This window comes from Pseudomonas kilonensis, from assembly GCF_001269885.1.
In the GTDB taxonomy this organism is placed as follows: Bacteria; Pseudomonadota; Gammaproteobacteria; order Pseudomonadales; family Pseudomonadaceae; genus Aquipseudomonas; species Aquipseudomonas kilonensis.
This window is the reverse complement of sequence record NZ_LHVH01000024.1, coordinates 563,129-579,821: the sequence shown is the minus strand read 5'-3', so window position 1 is coordinate 579,821 and position 16,693 is coordinate 563,129. Positions and strand designations below refer to the sequence as shown.

14 protein-coding genes are annotated in these 16,693 nt (G+C 63.9%); all 14 read right to left on the bottom strand.

The features are described from left to right. Nucleotides 1-3 precede the first annotated feature (3 nt). Nucleotides 4-693: a GNAT family N-acetyltransferase gene (locus AD662_RS18925; RefSeq protein WP_053189414.1), complete on the bottom strand. Its 690-nt coding sequence runs from the start codon at nt 691-693 to the stop codon at nt 4-6. Continuing rightward, a complete protein-coding gene (locus tag AD662_RS18920) occupies nt 690-2,666 on the bottom strand; it encodes a hypothetical protein (RefSeq protein ID WP_082308761.1) in 1,977 nt (658 codons plus the stop codon). Before AD662_RS18920 ends, AD662_RS18925 begins: the two co-directional genes overlap by 4 nt. A 608-nt stretch (nt 2,667-3,274) precedes the next feature. Next, nucleotides 3,275-4,579, bottom strand: coding sequence for a lipopolysaccharide biosynthesis protein (locus AD662_RS18915; protein ID WP_053180605.1), 1,305 nt, complete (start codon nt 4,577-4,579; stop codon nt 3,275-3,277). Then, nucleotides 4,576-5,580, bottom strand: a complete 1,005-nt coding sequence (locus AD662_RS18910) for a polysaccharide deacetylase family protein (RefSeq protein WP_053189412.1) — start codon at nt 5,578-5,580, stop codon at nt 4,576-4,578. The genes AD662_RS18915 and AD662_RS18910 overlap by 4 nt, the downstream gene beginning before the upstream one ends. A 12-nt stretch (nt 5,581-5,592) precedes the next feature. Next, on the bottom strand, nt 5,593-6,729 hold the full coding sequence (locus AD662_RS18905) for a glycosyltransferase family 2 protein (RefSeq protein ID WP_053189410.1): 1,137 nt from the start codon (nt 6,727-6,729) through the stop codon (nt 5,593-5,595). Next, entirely contained in the window at nt 6,722-7,681 is a 960-nt protein-coding gene (locus tag AD662_RS18900) for a glycosyltransferase (RefSeq protein ID WP_053189408.1), read from the bottom strand. The genes AD662_RS18905 and AD662_RS18900 overlap by 8 nt, the downstream gene beginning before the upstream one ends. Continuing rightward, on the bottom strand, nt 7,678-9,048 hold the full coding sequence (locus AD662_RS18895) for an O-antigen ligase family protein (protein ID WP_053189406.1): 1,371 nt from the start codon (nt 9,046-9,048) through the stop codon (nt 7,678-7,680). The genes AD662_RS18900 and AD662_RS18895 overlap by 4 nt, the downstream gene beginning before the upstream one ends. Continuing rightward, nucleotides 9,045-10,148: a glycosyltransferase family 4 protein gene (locus AD662_RS18890; protein WP_033062448.1), complete on the bottom strand. Its 1,104-nt coding sequence runs from the start codon at nt 10,146-10,148 to the stop codon at nt 9,045-9,047. Before AD662_RS18890 ends, AD662_RS18895 begins: the two co-directional genes overlap by 4 nt. After that, nucleotides 10,145-11,737 (bottom strand): GumC family protein, encoded by a 1,593-nt coding sequence (locus AD662_RS18885; RefSeq protein WP_053189404.1) that lies wholly within the window; start codon nt 11,735-11,737, stop codon nt 10,145-10,147. Before AD662_RS18885 ends, AD662_RS18890 begins: the two co-directional genes overlap by 4 nt. A 17-nt stretch (nt 11,738-11,754) precedes the next feature. Beyond that, entirely contained in the window at nt 11,755-12,777 is a 1,023-nt protein-coding gene (locus tag AD662_RS18880) for a polysaccharide biosynthesis/export family protein (RefSeq protein WP_018602644.1), read from the bottom strand. A 20-nt stretch (nt 12,778-12,797) separates the two neighbouring features. Next, on the bottom strand, nt 12,798-13,442 hold the full coding sequence (locus tag AD662_RS18875) for a CpsD/CapB family tyrosine-protein kinase (protein WP_014337506.1): 645 nt from the start codon (nt 13,440-13,442) through the stop codon (nt 12,798-12,800). After that, complete coding sequence (locus tag AD662_RS18870) at nt 13,443-14,189, bottom strand: sugar transferase (RefSeq protein WP_053189402.1); 747 nt, start codon at nt 14,187-14,189, stop codon at nt 13,443-13,445. It abuts the gene before it with no gap. Then, nucleotides 14,186-15,244, bottom strand: a complete 1,059-nt coding sequence (locus AD662_RS18865) for an NAD-dependent epimerase (protein ID WP_053189398.1) — start codon at nt 15,242-15,244, stop codon at nt 14,186-14,188. Before AD662_RS18865 ends, AD662_RS18870 begins: the two co-directional genes overlap by 4 nt. Then, complete coding sequence (locus AD662_RS18860; RefSeq protein ID WP_033062449.1) at nt 15,241-16,605, bottom strand: UDP-glucose dehydrogenase family protein; 1,365 nt, start codon at nt 16,603-16,605, stop codon at nt 15,241-15,243. Before AD662_RS18860 ends, AD662_RS18865 begins: the two co-directional genes overlap by 4 nt. Nucleotides 16,606-16,693: the final 88 nt, after the last annotated feature.

The window sequence follows — 16,693 nt, the reverse complement described above, 5'->3', positions numbered from 1 at the left end:
GCGTCAGGCCGCTGCAGTCGATGCAACCGGCTGGGCCGGTTTACGGAAGGCGTCCAGTGCCGAGCCGTTGTAAAGCGTGTCGCGGAAGAACCGCCAGCGACCGAACAGGCGATACATGTGGGTGATCTTGCCGCGTTCCTGGAAGCCCATGCGCAGGTGCATCTTGATCGCTGGGATGTTCTCTATGTCGCAGACATCGACCATGGTGTCGCACCCTTTGTCCGCCATGACTTTCCACATCTCCAACTGCATGTCCGCCGATATACTGGAACCCCAGTATTTACGAATCGCCTCGCCACCGAACTGAAAGTACTCGCCAGGCTTGATCGGGAAGTTGCATTGGTAGAAATGGCGGTCGAAATAGTCTCGCGTACTGCCCCAGGCGAACCCCACGGTGTCGCCTTGATCATCCAGGTACATCAAGCCTGCGTAGCCTTCGGCTGCCAGCTCGCGCATGGTTTCGACGCGGTCGCCAAAATGCCGGGAAAAAGCGTCGGCATTGCTGATCGTGATGGCCTCCAAGCGCATCGGCGGGTAGGGCTTGAGGTTATGCGGCGGCAGTGGGGTTCGCACATCGTGCTCCAGCCACACCAGTTGCGAGTGGAGAAACACGTAGCGTCTGAACAGCTGTTTGAGGACGGCGCGCAGGCCTTTTTTCTGGATGCGATCACGCAATTTCTGCAGAGCGTTCATGGTGCCTCCTGACGGGTGGCGGGTTGGGGGGAAGAGGGTGCGGTCCAGCTCAGGGCAAACAGGGTTTCTCCTGGCAGGAGAAAACGGATCTGCCCGGTCTCGCAGTTGAATGGGGCGCTGCGGCTATGGTTGTCGGGGCCGAAGTACACCAGCTCGGCTTTCACCTGGGGGCAGGGCACGCCGTCCAGGCTGACCTGTTGCGGGCGCGTGCTTTTGTTCACGCCCAGCAGGCTGCGCCTTGCGTCGGTGGCCATGGCCAGCACGTCGACTTCAAAGGCGTCGTTATCCAGGCGCAGCACTTGGTCCAGCCAATGCTGGTGGATGAACTGTTGGGCCAGGCCCACCGGTTTGAGTTCGAAGCGCTGGCTGTCCAGCACTCGAACCATGCCTTTTGGGTACTCCGGTTCGTCGGCGGACTGGAACCAGTTGAGCATGTCCAGCCAACCGTCCGCCGAGGCATTGATCGCCACGGACGTCCACCACAGGGCGGCGTAGTGGGTTTCCTGGTCGTAGGGGCTCAGGCTCGAGCCGCTGGACATGTTGGTCTGGTCCAGCAGCAAGGCCTTGCGCGGCCGGCCGTTGCTGTCCAGGCCCACCAGCTCGGCGGCCTGACGCACGCTGTTGCGATAGACCCGGGTCGCCAGCAGGTCGCGGATCATCCATTCATGCCAGGCCAGGGCGTCGATCTGGTCACTGGATTCGGCCAGCAAACGCCGCGCCCAGTCGATCCCGCGCCGGTCGGCGGCGTTTTCCGCCAGGGGGCCGTTGGTGAACCGGGAGCTGGCCGGTATGGCAATGCGCACCCCGGCGCGGGCGTTGTCGGGAACGGCGCGAACCTGGCTGGCCATGCTCTCGAACACCTGCTGGAAACTGGCGAAATCCGGGTAGTTGAGGTTTGGCTCATCGGCGAAACTGAGGTAATGGATGCCTTTGCCGCCCAAGGCTCGGGTCGACTTGAGCCAGGCCTGCAAGCCGCTGTTACTGACGCGGTCGGCTCGCAGGTCGGCTTTGCGTGCGCTACCGGCCAACAGGGTGATGTCCCGGGTGATGCCGAAGCGGTCCTGATACAGGCGCCGGAACGCATCTTCGTGGTCCGGCTTGGCCGCGGTGACGTCGACAAAACTGTAATAAGTGGCGGCCTGGGGCTTGAGGGCATCGATGACCGGGTAGGCCGAGGGCGGGGGCATGACGTAGGGCAGGGAAATGCCCAGTCTCGGAGTGGTTCCCAGGACATCGCCATAGAGTCTCAGGTGCGCTTGCCCCGGGTCCTGGCGCAGCGGTTGCAGATGCTCGGCGGCTTGTGCGAACAGGTTCGCCGTGCCGTCCAGCCAGAACGCCGCCTTGCCGTTGCCCTGCAATTGCAGGCGCCAGGTTTGCTCGACGTTGGCAACGGGCAGGGCGACTTGATCGAACTGCCAATAGGCCGGGTATGGCTTGAGGTTCAACTGCACCTGTTTGCCATCGGCAACACGCCGGGCTTGCAGACTGCGCACGCCGCCGTGGAACTTGCCCGCCAGCACGGCCTGCTCACCGGGTGCGACCTTGAAATACAGCTCATCGCCGTCGTGGGTTTCGGCGCTGAAATGCACCTTGGCCGGGGCAAACATCGCCCGGGTCCGGGCATCGTGTTCGATGTTGTAGCGGCGGAAGCTGTAGCCGGGAATTTCCAGTCGATAGCTGGCGGCCCCTGGCAGCAAGGGCCACTGCTGCTCGCCACGTTCCTGGGCCGCCTTGATCAAGCGCTCACCCACCAGTTGCCCCTGGCCGTTGAGCAGGTACAGGTGCTCACTATTGGCGTTGGCCTGCCACGCTGGTACCCAGCGCACGATCACATAATCCGGGCGGTCGGTCTGCAGGTACAGGCTGCCGTCGCGGATGCCGGTCCATTGCATCGCCGCGCCCTGGGCAAAAAAGGCCAGGCTCCAAAGGCACAGGCCAGCAGCCACTTTCCACCAGCGCTGCACCGGCCCCATCGCGAGCAAGCTCGCTCCCACAGGGGATCGATGGTGCTCGCGGATAGTGCGTTCGGCACCAGGCTTTTGTGGGAGCGGGCTTGCTCGCGAAGAGGGCGGCTCATTCAACCTTGATGCAAACTGACCCAGCGCTTTCGCGAGCAAGCCCGCTCCCACAGGGGGTTTGTGGTGGTTATGGATAGTGTGTTCGGCACCAGGCTTTTGTGGGAGCGGGCTTGCTCGCGAAGAGGGCGGCTCATTCAACCTTGATGCAAACTGACCCAGCGCTTTCGCGAGCAAGCCCGCTCCCACAGGGGGTTTGTGGTGGTTATGGATAGTGTGTTCGGCACCAGGCTTTTGTGGGAGCGAGCCTGCTCGCGAAGAGGGCGGCACATTCAACCTTGATGCAAGCTGACCCAGCGCTTTCGCGAGCAAGCCCGCTCCCACAGGGGGGGTGTGGTGGTTATGGATAGGGTGTTCGGCACCAGGCTTTTGTGGGAGCGGGCTTGCTCGCGAAGAGGGCGGCACATCCACCTTCACTGCAAGCTGATTCGGCGCTCTCACAAGGTCACCACCAACCCCTGTGGGAGCGAGCTTGCTCGCGATGGCGGTTTGGCTGGCAACCGCACTCATGCCGATTTCCCAAGCAGCATTTTGCGCATCGGCAGCAAGTCGCTGGGCAGGATGATCAGTGTCTGCCACAGCGCTACGCCGCTGAGGCGGCAGTACATGGCCAGCAGCGCCAGGGTCACGCCCAGGTAGGCGATTGACGACGCGGCGGCGGCCCCGACGATGCCGTAGCGGGGAATCAGGATCAGGTTCAGCGCCAGGTTCAGCAGCGCCCCCACGCCCATCAGCAGCGAAACCGTGCCAGGTCGGTCCTTGCCCAGCAGATCCAGGCGCAGGATGCTCGCGTAGCACAGCCCGAACAGCCCCGGCAGCAGCGCCAGCAAGGCGGGATACGCCGGCTGGTAGGCGGCGCCAAACAAGGTGACGATCAGCCATTGGCCGATCAGCGCCATGCTCAGGCAGGCGCCGAGCATCACCGTGGCGGTCAGGCGCAAGGCCAATGGCGTCAGGCGCTGCATGTCGCGGTCCTGCTGCAACAGGCGTTTCATCAGCGGCGTGGTGACGGCCTCCGGCACGATAAGCAGCAGTTCGGCGGCGGCGCTGGCCATGGCGTAGTGACCCAGGGCCGTGCTGCCCAGCAGGGCACCGATGAACAGGAAGTCCGAGCGCAGCAGCATTTGCTGGAACAACAAGTCCGGATGGCTGCGGGCGCCGTAGCGCAACAGTTCGTTCTGATGGGTGCGATCCCAGCGCAAGGTGACCACATGATCACGGCGCAACCACACCCAACCGGCCAGCACCACCAGGCTCAGGCCCGCCAGCCAACTGATCAGCGCCGCTTCCAGGGCCGCCTCTTTCCACATCCAGAACAAGGCCAGGAACAGCAGCAGCGGCGCCAGGGATTCCATCAGGCGCAAGGCATTGAAGGCACCCACGCCACCGGAGGCGTTGTGCAGTGTCAGCAGGCCGCTCTTGAGCACGGTCAACGGCACGGCCAGCAACAACAGCCAGGCGAGCAATCCCAATTGCGTGGCGATGTCCAGTTCGCCGCCGAACTCGCGCACCAGCGCCACCACCAGCAAGGTCAGCAGCCCGGCCAGCAGGCAGCCGAAGACCAGCACCTGGCTGAGCAACAGCCCCATCGAGCGCTGCTGCGCCGCCTGATAACCCACGGCGGAATTCAGGCCACCGCTGGTGGCGGCGCTGATCAGGTCCGGCAGGGTGCTGAGCAAGGCGAACAACCCACGTTCGCTGGGCCCGAGAATCCGCGCCAGCAGCACGTTGCGCAGCAGGCGCAGGCCGATCATCGCCAGGCGCGTGCCCATGCTCAGCGCCAGGTGCTTGAGGTAGTGAGCGCGGCTCATGGGCGTGCCCCTCGGCGAATGCGCCAGGCCAGTAATTCAGGGTGATGGGCATTGTGTTGGCTGACGCCGAAACGTGGCACGTTCAAGGGGTCGCCGTCGTTGCGATACAGCCCCGCCTCGGTGCCGAGGGCGAAGGCAAAACCGTGGGCCGCCACCTGTTGGCGCACGCGCTCATCGTTATCGCCGTTGGGGTAGCAATACACCGGCAAGGGGTGGGCGCAGCCGTTTTCCAGGGCGATCCAGCTGCGCGTCAGTTCTTCGTGCAGGCGCTGGTCGTCCAGCCCGGTCAGGATCGCGTGGCTGGCGCCATGGGGACCGAAGCGGATCAGGCCGGAGTCTTCGAGCATGCGCACCTGGGGCCAGTCCAGGGCCTGGGGCTGGGCGCCCTGTGGGCAGGCGTCGGTAAGGTCGCTCAACGTGTGTGTGTCGAGACTCTTGAGGCTTTGCAGGTAATGCAGCAGCGCCAGGCTGCGGCGCTCGTCGTCGATGTCATCGAGCAGCACCGGCAACGGTCGACCGATGTGCTGCAAGTGCTCGATCAATGCGCGTCGCGCCACCTGGCCATGGCTGCCCCAGAGGGTTTCGCCGATGCTTTCCCACCAGAAGTGCTGACGGCTGCCGATGAAATCGGTGGAGAGGAAAATACTCGCCGGCACCTGGTACTGGCGCAGCAACGGAAAGGCATTCATGGCGTTGTCGCGCCAACCGTCGTCGAAGGTCAGGGCGACCCGCGGGCGGTTCGGGACGTTTTCAGGATCGGCCAGCAACAAGCTCATCAGCGGCACGCACTCGAAATGCCGTTGCAGCCAGATCAGCAAATGTTCAAACGCTTCGGGCCCCACGCACAACTCGTTGCGATGGGGCAGTTCGGCGGCGCGGTCGTTATTCAACACACGATGAAGCATCAGGATCACGCCGGCGCCACGCAGGGGATGGCGACCCAGGGACGTGTTCAGGTAGAGCCAGCCGCCGGTGCGCTTGAAGACTTGTTTGATCGACATCGGCCCTTCTCCTCAGCGGTTCTGCTCGGGGTTCCATTGGCTGTAGCGCTGGCCCCGCAGGAACTGCCAGAGCCCGATGCTCATGCCCGCCAGCGTCACCAGTACGAATGCGGCCAGGCGAAAGGGCCGGGGCAAGCGGTGGCGCGCGTCCATCAAGCCGATCAGCGCCATGGCGTAACCGAGCAATTGCGCCACCAGGCTCAGGCGATAGAACGGATGGTCGTTCCACAGCCAGGCATTGCTCAGCAACAGTGGCAGCAGCAACACCGGCGCCAGGCGGCGGATCAACTTGTGGCTGATCAGCCCGATGGCGTAGAGCCCATGACGCAGCGGGTTGAGCAACGCCCGGCGCTGGGCCAGGCTCTGCAACCCGCCGACGGTGACTCGCTGGCGACGGCGAAACTGCTTGTCGGCTTCGTCCACGCCCTGGTCAGTCACCCGGGCCAGGGGGGCATAGACGATGGACTTGCCGGCGGCCGGCGCGCAGGTGCTGAGGAAAAAGTCATCGTTGACCTGGGCCGGTATCGGTTGGAACAGCCCCCGGCGCAGGGCCAACAGCGCGCCGTCGGCCGAGACCATGCAGCCGGTGCGGCTCTCCACCCGACGCAACCAGCCTTCGTAATGACGATACAGGCTGTCGCCCAGGCTCAGGCCCTTGCCCGGCACCGGGATTTCCATGTGCCCGGCACAGGCGCCGACTTCGGGATCGCCCAAGGGCGCCAGCAGATGGCCGAGGGTGTCGTTGGCCCATTGGTTATCGGCGTCGGTAAACACCAGGATCTGACCGCTGCTGTGGGCGACACCGGTATTGAGGGCGGCGGCCTTGCCCTGGCGCGGCAGGTCGAGCACGCTGATGCGCGGATCGATCACCTTGCGCGCGCAGGCCACCGTCTCGTCGGTGGAGCCGTCGCTGGCGAGGATGATTTGCAGCGAATGGGCCCGATAGTCCTGGGCCAGCAAGGTGCGCAACTTCTCTTCGATGTGCCGCGCCTCGTTGTGGGCGGCAATGACGATGCTCACGTCCATCGGCAACGCCTTGCCGTAGCGCCGCAGCGGAAACAGCGGCACCAGCAGGCTCAACATCAAGGGGTAACCGAGGTAGGCGTACACCGGCAGCAACAGGCACGACCAATAAATGAATTCAGCCACGGGCAGGTCTCCTGGCATTCCAATGACACAGGTTGAGCAGCAGGGCGGCGCCGGTCAGGTGCAGGCGCACGCCATGCAAGGCCCACAATTGCAAGGTCAGGCGCGGCTCGCGCCGGCTCTGGCGCAGGCTCAGGAACAAAGGCGGCAGGGCGGTGACCAGCAACAACGTCAACGCCAGGTGCAACTGCCCCTGGAGCAACGCGAGCACGGCCAGCAGGTCCAAGCCCCAGGCGCCCACTGACAGCGCCGGGAAACGCAGCAGGCGCAGGCTCGGGCCATGGCTGCGGAGCAATTGCAGATGGCTGCCCTGGCGCCACAGTTCCTTGCTCATCCACTCGCGCCAACTGCCCTCATAGCCCCAGTGCAGGGCCACGCTTTCGTTGACCAGCAGCAATTGCGCGTCGGCCTGGCGCAGGCGCCAGGAGAAGTCCTTGTCTTCGCCAGTGCGCAGGGTTTCGTCGAAGCCACCGACCCGTTCGAACCAGCTGCGACGCATCAACAGGTTGGCACTGGGCAGCCACTGCACCCGATGCAGGAGGCGTGACCCCGGGCGTTGGCTGCGGCGCTGCCAGGCTTCGGCGAACCACGGCGCCTGCCGGGGCGTGTCGAGGTCCAGGCCGAGTACGTCGCCCTGGTGACCTTCGAGCTCCAGCAGCAGCGTGAGCCAGTCGGCCGGCATTTCGATGTCGGCATCGATGAACGCCAGCCAGTCACCCTGGGCGGCGGCGGCACCGCGGTTGCGCAGGGCGCCGATGTGCACGCCTGGCACGATCAACACCCGTGCCCCCAACTCGTTGGCGATGCGCGGGCCGTGGTCGTCGGAGCCGTTGTCCACCACGATCAATTCACATGCCAGGCCTGCCTGGCGGGCGGCTTCCTGCGCCGCTTGCAGCGTACGGCCGATGTGCCGGGCCTCGTTGTACATCGGGATGACAATGCTGACGCAGCTCATGGACGAGCCTCCTGGGGCGCGGCCTGCTCGGCGTCGTAGCGCAACACACTGGTGAGGGCGAGCATGATCCACAGCAACTTGTGGTTCGGCGCACTGAGGAACATCAGGAACAACGCCAGCGAGAGGAAACTCATGCCCAGGTGCGTCAGCAGGTCCGCTTGCGCCCAGTCCCGCCGCTGCAGCCAGAGCCGACGGGCGTGCAGCAGGTTGTACAGGCCAAGGCCGATCATGGCGACGAACATCAGCCCGCCGGGGACGCCGATTTCGCTGAAGATTTCCAGGTAGGTGTTATGGGCCCGGCGATACAGGTCACTCAGTTTGCGGTTGGCTGAGAACGCCTTGGCATAGCCGGTGGGCGCGTAGTGCAGGGGAAAGGTCCCGGGGCCTGAGCCGAGCATCGGGTTCTCGCGGATCATCTGGCTGCCGACCAGGATGTACGAAGCACGGCGGCCCAGGGATTCGTCCTGGTGGGCGCTGGCGCCGGCACTGAGGATGCTCAATGACTGGATGCGCGCGACATAGCCGGCCGGCATCACGGCGATTGCCAAGGGAATCAGCAATGCCAGCCCAAGCATGGCGAAGCCCAGGTGCCGTGGACGGATACGCGGCAACTGCGCGCGGTAGTGATACAGGCCGATCATCAGGCTGAGCATCAACACCACCAGCCCCGAGCGCGATTCGGTCTTGGTCATGCCGCCCAGCAGCAGGATGAAACAGCCGCCCCAGAACAACCGGTGCAGCAAGCTTGGGCCGCGCACCACCAGCAGCAACGCCAGCGGTACGGTAAAGGCGATCAGCAGGGCGAAGGTGTTCGGGTCTTCCAGCAGGCCGGACGCGCGGCCCTGGTCCTGGTACTTGGCCGAAAACATCGCCAGCACGCAGGTGGTGGTGACGCTCAAGGTCATCAGTCGGCAGAACAGGTTCAGGTTCAATTCACGACCGATCAGCAAGGTGATCACGAACAGGATCAACCCCACCGTCAGCTCGCGAAAATGGGTCGTGGACAGGCCCATGTTTTCCGACAGCAACAGGCTCAGGCCGTACAGCAGCATGAAGCCGATCAGCGGCCGCCAGATATTGCTGCGCAGGCGCGTCCCCGGAATCTGGTGCAAGGCCAACTGCAACATCAGGATCATGATCAGCGCCAGGCCAAAGAATTTGCTGCCGGAAAAGGCGCTGTCCTTGAACAGGCCTTCGAACGGCACCAGGGCGGCAATGCCCAACAGGCCCCACATGGGCTTGCGGTACAGCACGGCAACGCCGACCAGACCGAACACTGCGCCCGGCGCCAGGAACGGATACGGGCTGGCCAGCAACGCCAGGCACACCAGGCCCAGCAGACTGATGATCGAGAGTGGGACAATCATGAGCGGGCCTCCCGTGCCGTGCGGATGTAAAGCTGCGACCAGCGTTCGGCCAGCGTGCGCAGGTCGTAGCGGTCCCGTTGGGTGCGGCGCGCGTTGTCGGCCAGGATCCGCGCCAGGGGCGGTTCGCTGAACAGCGTTTCGATCTGCGCCGCCAGTTCCGCGCTGTCGGCCGGTGCCGCGAGCAGGCCGTTATGGCGGTCCTGCAACACGTCGGGAATGCCGCCGACGCCGAACGCCACCACCGGCACGCCGGCCTGCATGGCTTCGAGCAGAATCATCGGCGTGCCTTCGGTGCGTGAGCTGATCACCAGGGCGTCGAGGCGACTCCACCAGGCGTTCATGTCGGTCTGGTAGCCGGGCAATTCGATGCGCGTGGGCAGTCCGGCATCGGTGATGCGCTTGAGCAGCGCCTGGCGTTCCGGGCCGTCGCCGAGCATCACCGCGTGCAGCGATGAATGCTTCTGGCACAGCGGGATCATGGCGTCGAGGAACAGGTCCGGGCCTTTCTCGCTGCTTAAGCGGCCGACGTAGCCGACCCGCCAGCGTTGCTTGTCGGCGCGATGGGCCAACGGCGTGCTGGCTGCTGGCAGGCCATTGGGGATGACATCGAGTTTTTCCGCCCGCACGCTGGCCCGGCGATGCAGCGTGGCGATGCTCTCGGCCACGCAAACGACCCGCTTGACCGAGGCGGTGCGGCACAGTTGCAGGCTCAGCCAGGTATAGAAACGCTGCTTGGGGCTGCGCGGCGTGAAGCCATGCTGGGTGATTACCAGCGGCAGGCGCAACAGCGTGGCCGCCGACCAGCCGAACAACAGCCCCTTGAAGTTGTGGGTGTTGATCAGTGGTCGCTCGTCCCGGCGCTGGCGCAGGTGCTGCAACAGCTCGGCCCAACTGGCGCAATGACGACAATCGACCCCGGCCTGGCGAAAACGCGTGATCAAGGTCGGTGGCGCCGCCAGGAACAGCACCTGGTGCTGGCCGGGCGTCGCCAGGCAATGATCGAGCAGCATCCGCTCGGCCCCGTAGAAGCCGCCGCTGTCGAGCAGATGAATGATCGACAGGGGGCTGCTGTGGCGGGTCGGGCCGAACGGCGCGTTCAATTTCGCACCCAATGGACAAGGCTGGGCAGGCTCCAGTTGCGGTGCGGGTTGACCCGGTCGGGGGACTGCTCGTTGATCACCAACAGCACCGGCACATCCAGTTGCTGGGTGATTTGCGCTGGGTGCTTGAAGCGATGGTCGAAGAACTCACGCACATAGACCAGGGCGATCGCCAGCAGCAGGCCGCTGAACATGCCGAAGGCAATGATCAGCATCGGCTTGGGAAAGGCCGGGGCGGTCGGTTCGAACGGTGGGCTCAGGACCCGCGCGTTGGACAGGTCGGTGTCCAGCGAGCGCGCGGTGCTGGCTTCGGCGAAACGCTGGGCATAGGTGGAGAACGCCGCATGCAGGGCGTTGATCTCGGTGTCCATCTGCCGCAGCTTGCTTTGGGTTTCCTGCAACTGGTGGATGCGCCCCTTGAAGGTGGCGATACGCTCGATCTTCTGATTGATCACCGAACTGACCACCGCCAGGTCGGTGGTGCGCTCCTGGATGCGGTTGTTCACCACTTTCAGGAACTGCTGGCGTGTGCGGATGATCTGCTCCCGGGCCAGCAGCATCGGTTCGCTGCCGGGCTGGAAGATCGCCAGGTCATTCATGTAGCGGCTGACCTGGCTGGTCAGTTGCTCGCCCAGTTGCCTGATTTCCCGGTCTTCGAAGGCAATGTTGTCCACGGTGGTGGTGAAGGTGAACGGGAAGGTGTAGTCGTTGAACCGCGAGCTGTTCGCTGCGGCGAGACTGGTCTTGAGGTAATCGAGCCAGCGTTGGCTTTGCAGCAGGCGATCCTGGTACAGGTTCAGGGCCTGTTCTTCGGTGTTGATGGCGTTCAGGCGGAAAGTGATTTCTTCCTTGGGGTCGGATGAACCGATGTTTTCCAGCAGCCCCAGGCGGGTGCCTTCCAGGCCGTCGAGACGGGTCTGGTATTGGGCTTTCTTCTGCTCATAGAACGTCTGCGGCATTTCGATCGATTGCAGGTCCTGGCGGCTGCTGAGGTAGTTCTGCAGCAGTTGCGCCACGAACCGGGTGCCTTGGGCCGGGTCGCCGAAACTGTAGACGATGGAGATGACGTTGGAGCCGGGCAGGGTCTCGATCTTCAGGTTTTCGATGGCCTCTTCGGTCAGCGTATCGAGCACGGTGTCGCGCACCGGATCGACCTCTAGCCCCAGGCCATCGCGCAGCGGGTTGATGACGTACTCGCGCAGCGGTCGGGTGATGTAGAGCTTGAGCGGTTCGCTCACCCATTTGTTGAAAATGCCGGGGCTTGGGGTGTATTCGCCCTGGTCGCGCAGGGTGCTGATGGTCTGCCGGATCAACGCCGGCGAGCGCAGGATATTGCTCTCGGTTTCCATGTCCGCCAGGGACGGCGGGATGAAGGTCGCGTTCTCTTGGTTCAGCGACGTGGTGGCGTCGCCCTGGGAGAGTTTTTTCGACTGGACGATCACCTGGGCGGTGATATCGAAGCTCTGCTTGAGCATCAACGGCAGCACCAGGGCGATCACGGCGAAGATCAGGAAAACGCGCTTCACCCACTGCTTGTTGGCGAAGAAGATCCTGAAAAACTCATGCAAATAATTTTCCTTGGGGTTCATGATCGGTCACCTGAGTTTCAGTTGTCGCTGCCTTTGTTGTCGACGCGGTAGCCGAAGCCGAACCCGACGCCCTGGAACAGCACTACGTCGGCCAGTTGCCTGGCCGTTTCGCCGGCTTTGGCCAGTCCGGTCTTGGGCACGTACAACATGTCCTCCGGCTGCAGGTAGGCGATCTGCGAGGCGTCGCCGCTCAAGGCCTTTTCCACGTCGTAGTGACGGGCTTCGACCTGGTTGCCGTTGCGGCGCATGATCATCACCGAGTCGAGCCGGGCCTTGACGTTCGTGCCACGGGCCAGGGTCAGGGCTTCGAGAACCGAGATCGGCCGGCGGATCGCATAGGCGCCGGGTTGGGCCACTTCACCGAGTACATAGATCTCGTTGCCGGCGGTGGACTTGAGCAGCACATCCACGGTCATGTGGCCGGGCAGTTGGGCGTAGCGCTCGTTGAGGAGGGTCTCCAGCTGGGTGACGGTCATGCCTTGCAACGGCACCGAGCCAATTTCCGGGAAGCTGGCGTAGCCATCCCGGCCCACGATGATTTCCCGACTCATGCCCGTGGCCGGGTGGGTCAGGGTGTTGCGCAGGTTCGCCTCGCCGGAGAGCGGGCTGGTCACCAGGACGGTCAATTGGTTGCGATTGGGTTGGAACAGCATCTTCTGGTCATAGGCACGCTGCACCGCCAGGCGCGCCTCGTCGGTGGTCAACCCGGCGACTTTCACCGAGGTGTTGGCCCCAGGCAGTTCGATACGGCCGTCGGGCATCACCTGTTGCGTGCCATTGAGCTGGCTGGCGGCGGTGAAGTTCAGGGCAACCTGGTCGCCCGGTTGCACTCGATATGCCTGGGAGGAGGTCGTGCCGATGTGGAAGATCACATCCAGTACATCCTGGGGCCGCAAGGTCTGTTCGACCTTGGGCATGTCGGTGGCCTGGGCATTGGCCGGCGCAGCCGTGAGGATCTGCACCGGCATCGAGCGGGTATCACTGGTACTGGAGCAACCGGCAAGCGGCAGCAACAGCAGGACAAGCATTCTGGCGTTCATCTCGTCATCCTTTTGCAGGCTTACAGGTTGTTGTAGAGCCACTTGGGCATGTAGTACTTGCGGCGGTTGAACACGCTGCCCACCACCTTCGCGCCGGCCTGGGACAGGCGTTGGCGAGCGGCCTGGGCCACTTCCCAGCGGGTGTCTTCACCGCGCACCACCAGCACCACGCCGTCTACCTGGGTGCTGAGTACCAGCGTGTCGCTGGCCGAATACACTGCGTCGGCGTCGATCACCACAAAGCGGTACTGCGCCGCCAGTTGCCTGAACAGTGGGCGCAGTCGCTCGGGGCTCAGGTGCTCGGCATTGCGGCCCAGGCGCCCGTGGGGCAGCACGTCGAAGGGCAGGCTGGACGCTTGCACCACGCAGTCCTGCAACAAGGGCGGGGCGAGGCTGTTGAACAACAGGTCGGTGAAACCGCGCTCCTTGTGCAACGACAGCTGCTGGCTGAGGTTGCGCGGTGACTGGCTGGCATCCACCAGCAGCACGCGACCGTTGCTCATCTGCGCCAGTTGAGCGGCCAGCGCCATCGCGCTGGTGCTGGTGCCGGTGCCGGTGTTGGCGGCCGTCAAGAGCAGGATCCGCAGGGAAGGGTCGAGCACGGTCGAGGTCAGGTTGGTCTCGCTCGGGCTTGCTATGGTCAGGATATTGGTTGAACCGTCCATTTAACTCGCTCCGTGGCCGCTGAAAACTTTGAAGGGGGTAATCATCAGGATCTTCAAATCCAGCCACAGGCTCTGTTCAGCGATATAGCTGAGGTCCAATTCCACGCGCTGGTCGAAGTCGATATTGCTGCGCCCGGAGATCTGCCAAAGGCCGGTCATGCCGGGGTAGATGCTCAGGCGCACAAGATGGTTGTCCTTGTAGCGATAGGCGTTGAACGAGGTCGGCCGCGGGCCCACCAGGCGCATGTCGCCGGTCACTACATTGATCAGGTTCGGCAGTTCATCGAGGCTGCTTCGTCGCAGGAACCGGCCGATGGGCGTGATGCGCGGATCGTTGTCGATCTTGAAGTCGATGGCTTCGGCGCCGTGTTTGTTGAGGTGGCGCAGCGACTCCTTGAGAGCCTCGGCGTCGGCAACCATGGTGCGGAACTTGTACATGCCGAAGACCCGACCGCGATACCCGGTGCGCTTTTGCACGAACAACACGGGACCGGGGCTGGAGAACTTCACCAGCAGCGCCAGGCCCAGCAGCAGCGGGCAGAACACCAGCAGGATCGCCAGTGCGCCGAGGCAGGCCACTACGCGGTTGGTGCGCGAGACCGTCCAGGGCCGGCCGCTGTCGCGACCGGTCAACCAACCACGGCCCTGGCGGTGGATGGCCGCGTCCAGGCGCCTGCGGTGCTCCGGATCGACGCGCTTGTCGCGTCCCGGGGCGTTGATCTCGATGACTTGCTCATGTCGGGTCATAGACTCCTCCGCTGAACTTCAGCCGCGAACGGCGTATGGGCGATGGGTACTGCGTAGTAATCGAGGAACCACTGGATGAAACGACCCAGGCCGTCGTCCAGTTCGATACACGGCTTGAAGCCGGTGGCCCGTGCCAGGTCGCTGGCATCGGCGCAGGTGTTGAGCACATCCCCCGCTTGCAGGGGCAGCAATTCGATACGGGCGGTTCGTCCCAGGTGTTTTTCCAGCAGCGCGACATAGCTGCGCAGCGCCACCGGGTGCTGCCCGCCGATGTTGTAGATCTGCCAGGGCGCGCGGCTGGTGGCCGGGTCCGGTTGTTCGTGATCCAACAGTGGCGTGACCTGGGGCGCACGTTCGATCAGGCGGGCGATGCTTTCGACGATGTCGTCGATGTAGGTGAAATCGCGTTGGTGTTCGCCGTGGTTGAACAGCTGCAGCACGTGGTCTTCGGCGATGGCGCGGGCAAACTGGATCGGCGACATGTCCGGCCGGCCCCAAGGGCCGTACACCGTGAAGAAGCGCAGGCCGGTGCAGGGAATGCCGAACAGGTGGCTGTAGCTGTGGGCCATCAGTTCGTTGGCTTTTTTGCTGGCCGCGTACAGCGACAGCGGATGGTCGACGTTGTCCTGCACCGAATAAGGCGTGCGCGAGTTGGCGCCGTATACCGAACTTGAGGAGGCGTAGATCAGGTGCTTGACCGGATAGCGGCGGCAGTTTTCCAGGATGTTCAGGAACCCGGTGATGTTGCTGTCGACATAGGCCTGCGGGTTCTCCAGGGAGTAGCGCACGCCGGCCTGGGCCGCGAGGTGAATCACGACGTCCGGGCGCCGGGCCTGGAACAGTTCATCGATGGCCGGCGCGTCGGCCAGATCGATCCGCGCCAGGGGAAAATCGCCGGCCTGGTCGTTTACCCAGGTCACGCGGTCGTGCTTGAGCTGCGGGTCGTAGTAGTCGTTGAAATTGTCCAGCCCGCACACCCGATGGCCGTCGCGCAGCAGTCGCAGCACGACGTGGGCGCCGATGAAGCCGGCTGCGCCGGTGACCAGGATGTTCACGCTTGTGGCCCTGGTGTCGGAGTACCGGGCACGGTGTGGCGCAGCCCGATACCGCGATACAGCAACCCGGCGGCGGCCAGGTGTTCGGGGTTGTACAGGTTGCGGCCATCGATGATCACCCGGGCGCGCAACTTGCTGGCCAGCAGGTCGAAGTCCACCACGCGAAAATTCTTCCACTCGGTGCAGATCACCAGGGCGTCGGCATCCTCCAGAGTGTCGTCGCGGGTGGCGCAGAGGTTCAGGTCCTTGCGATAGCCGTAGAGGCGCCGGCATTCGGACATGGCTTCCGGGTCATAGGCATGGACTCGGGCGCCTTCGCGCCACAGCGCTTCCATCAGGTAGCGGCTGGGGGCTTCACGCATGTCATCGGTGTTGGGTTTGAACGCCAGGCCCCAGATGGCAATCGACTTGCCGGCCAGGCCCTCCTGGAACTGTTTCGCCAGTTTCTCGAAGAGGATGTGCCGCTGGCTGTCGTTGACGTCGGTGACGCTGCGCAGCAGGCGCAGTGGCATGCCGCTTTGCTCGGCGGTGTGCAGCAGGGCCCGCAGGTCCTTGGGGAAGCACGAGCCGCCGAAACCGCAGCCGGGGTAGATGAAGTGATAACCGATGCGTGGGTCCGAGCCGATGCCTTTGCGCACCGCTTCGATGTCGGCGCCCAGCCGTTCGGTGAGGTTGGCCAGTTCGTTCATGAAGCTGATGCGGGTGGCGAGCATGGCATTGGCGGCGTACTTGGTCAGTTCGGCGCTGCGGTTGTCCATGAACATCAGTTTTTCGTGGTTGCGGCAAAAGGGCGCGTAGAGCTCCGTCATCTGGTCGCGGGCCAGCGGGTCGGCGGTGCCGACGATGATCCGGTCGGGGCGCATGCAATCGGCCAGCGCACTGCCTTCCTTGAGAAACTCGGGGTTGGACACCACGCGCACGTTCAGCTGTTTCAGGCCTCGCCGCGCCAGTGCCTGGCGAGCGCATTCGGCCACTTTGTCGGCGGTGCCCACCGGCACCGTGGACTTGATGACCAGGGTGCGGTCGCTGTCCATGAAGTCGGCGATTTGCTGGGTGACGGCCAGCACATGGCTCAGGTCGGCCGAGCCGTCTTCATCGGCGGGGGTGCCGACGGCGATGAAAATCAGCTCGCCATGATTGACCGCGTCGCTGGCCTGGGAACTGAACGACAAGCGTCCGGCTTTGATGTTGTCTTCGAGCAAGCTGGACAACCCCGGCTCGCTGATGGTGGGTACGGCTTGTTGCAGTTGCTGGATTTTTTTCGGGTCGATGTCGATGCACAAAACGCGGTGTCCGACGTCGGCCATTGCGGCCGCCTGGATTAGCCCGACATACCCCGTACCAAATACGCTCACGTCCATTTTTGGCGCGCCTCGCAGACCGAATGATGTAACTCGGATGAAACTGTTTAGAGGGGTATAGCGCAGCTTCAGAAAAGCGTGTCAGCAA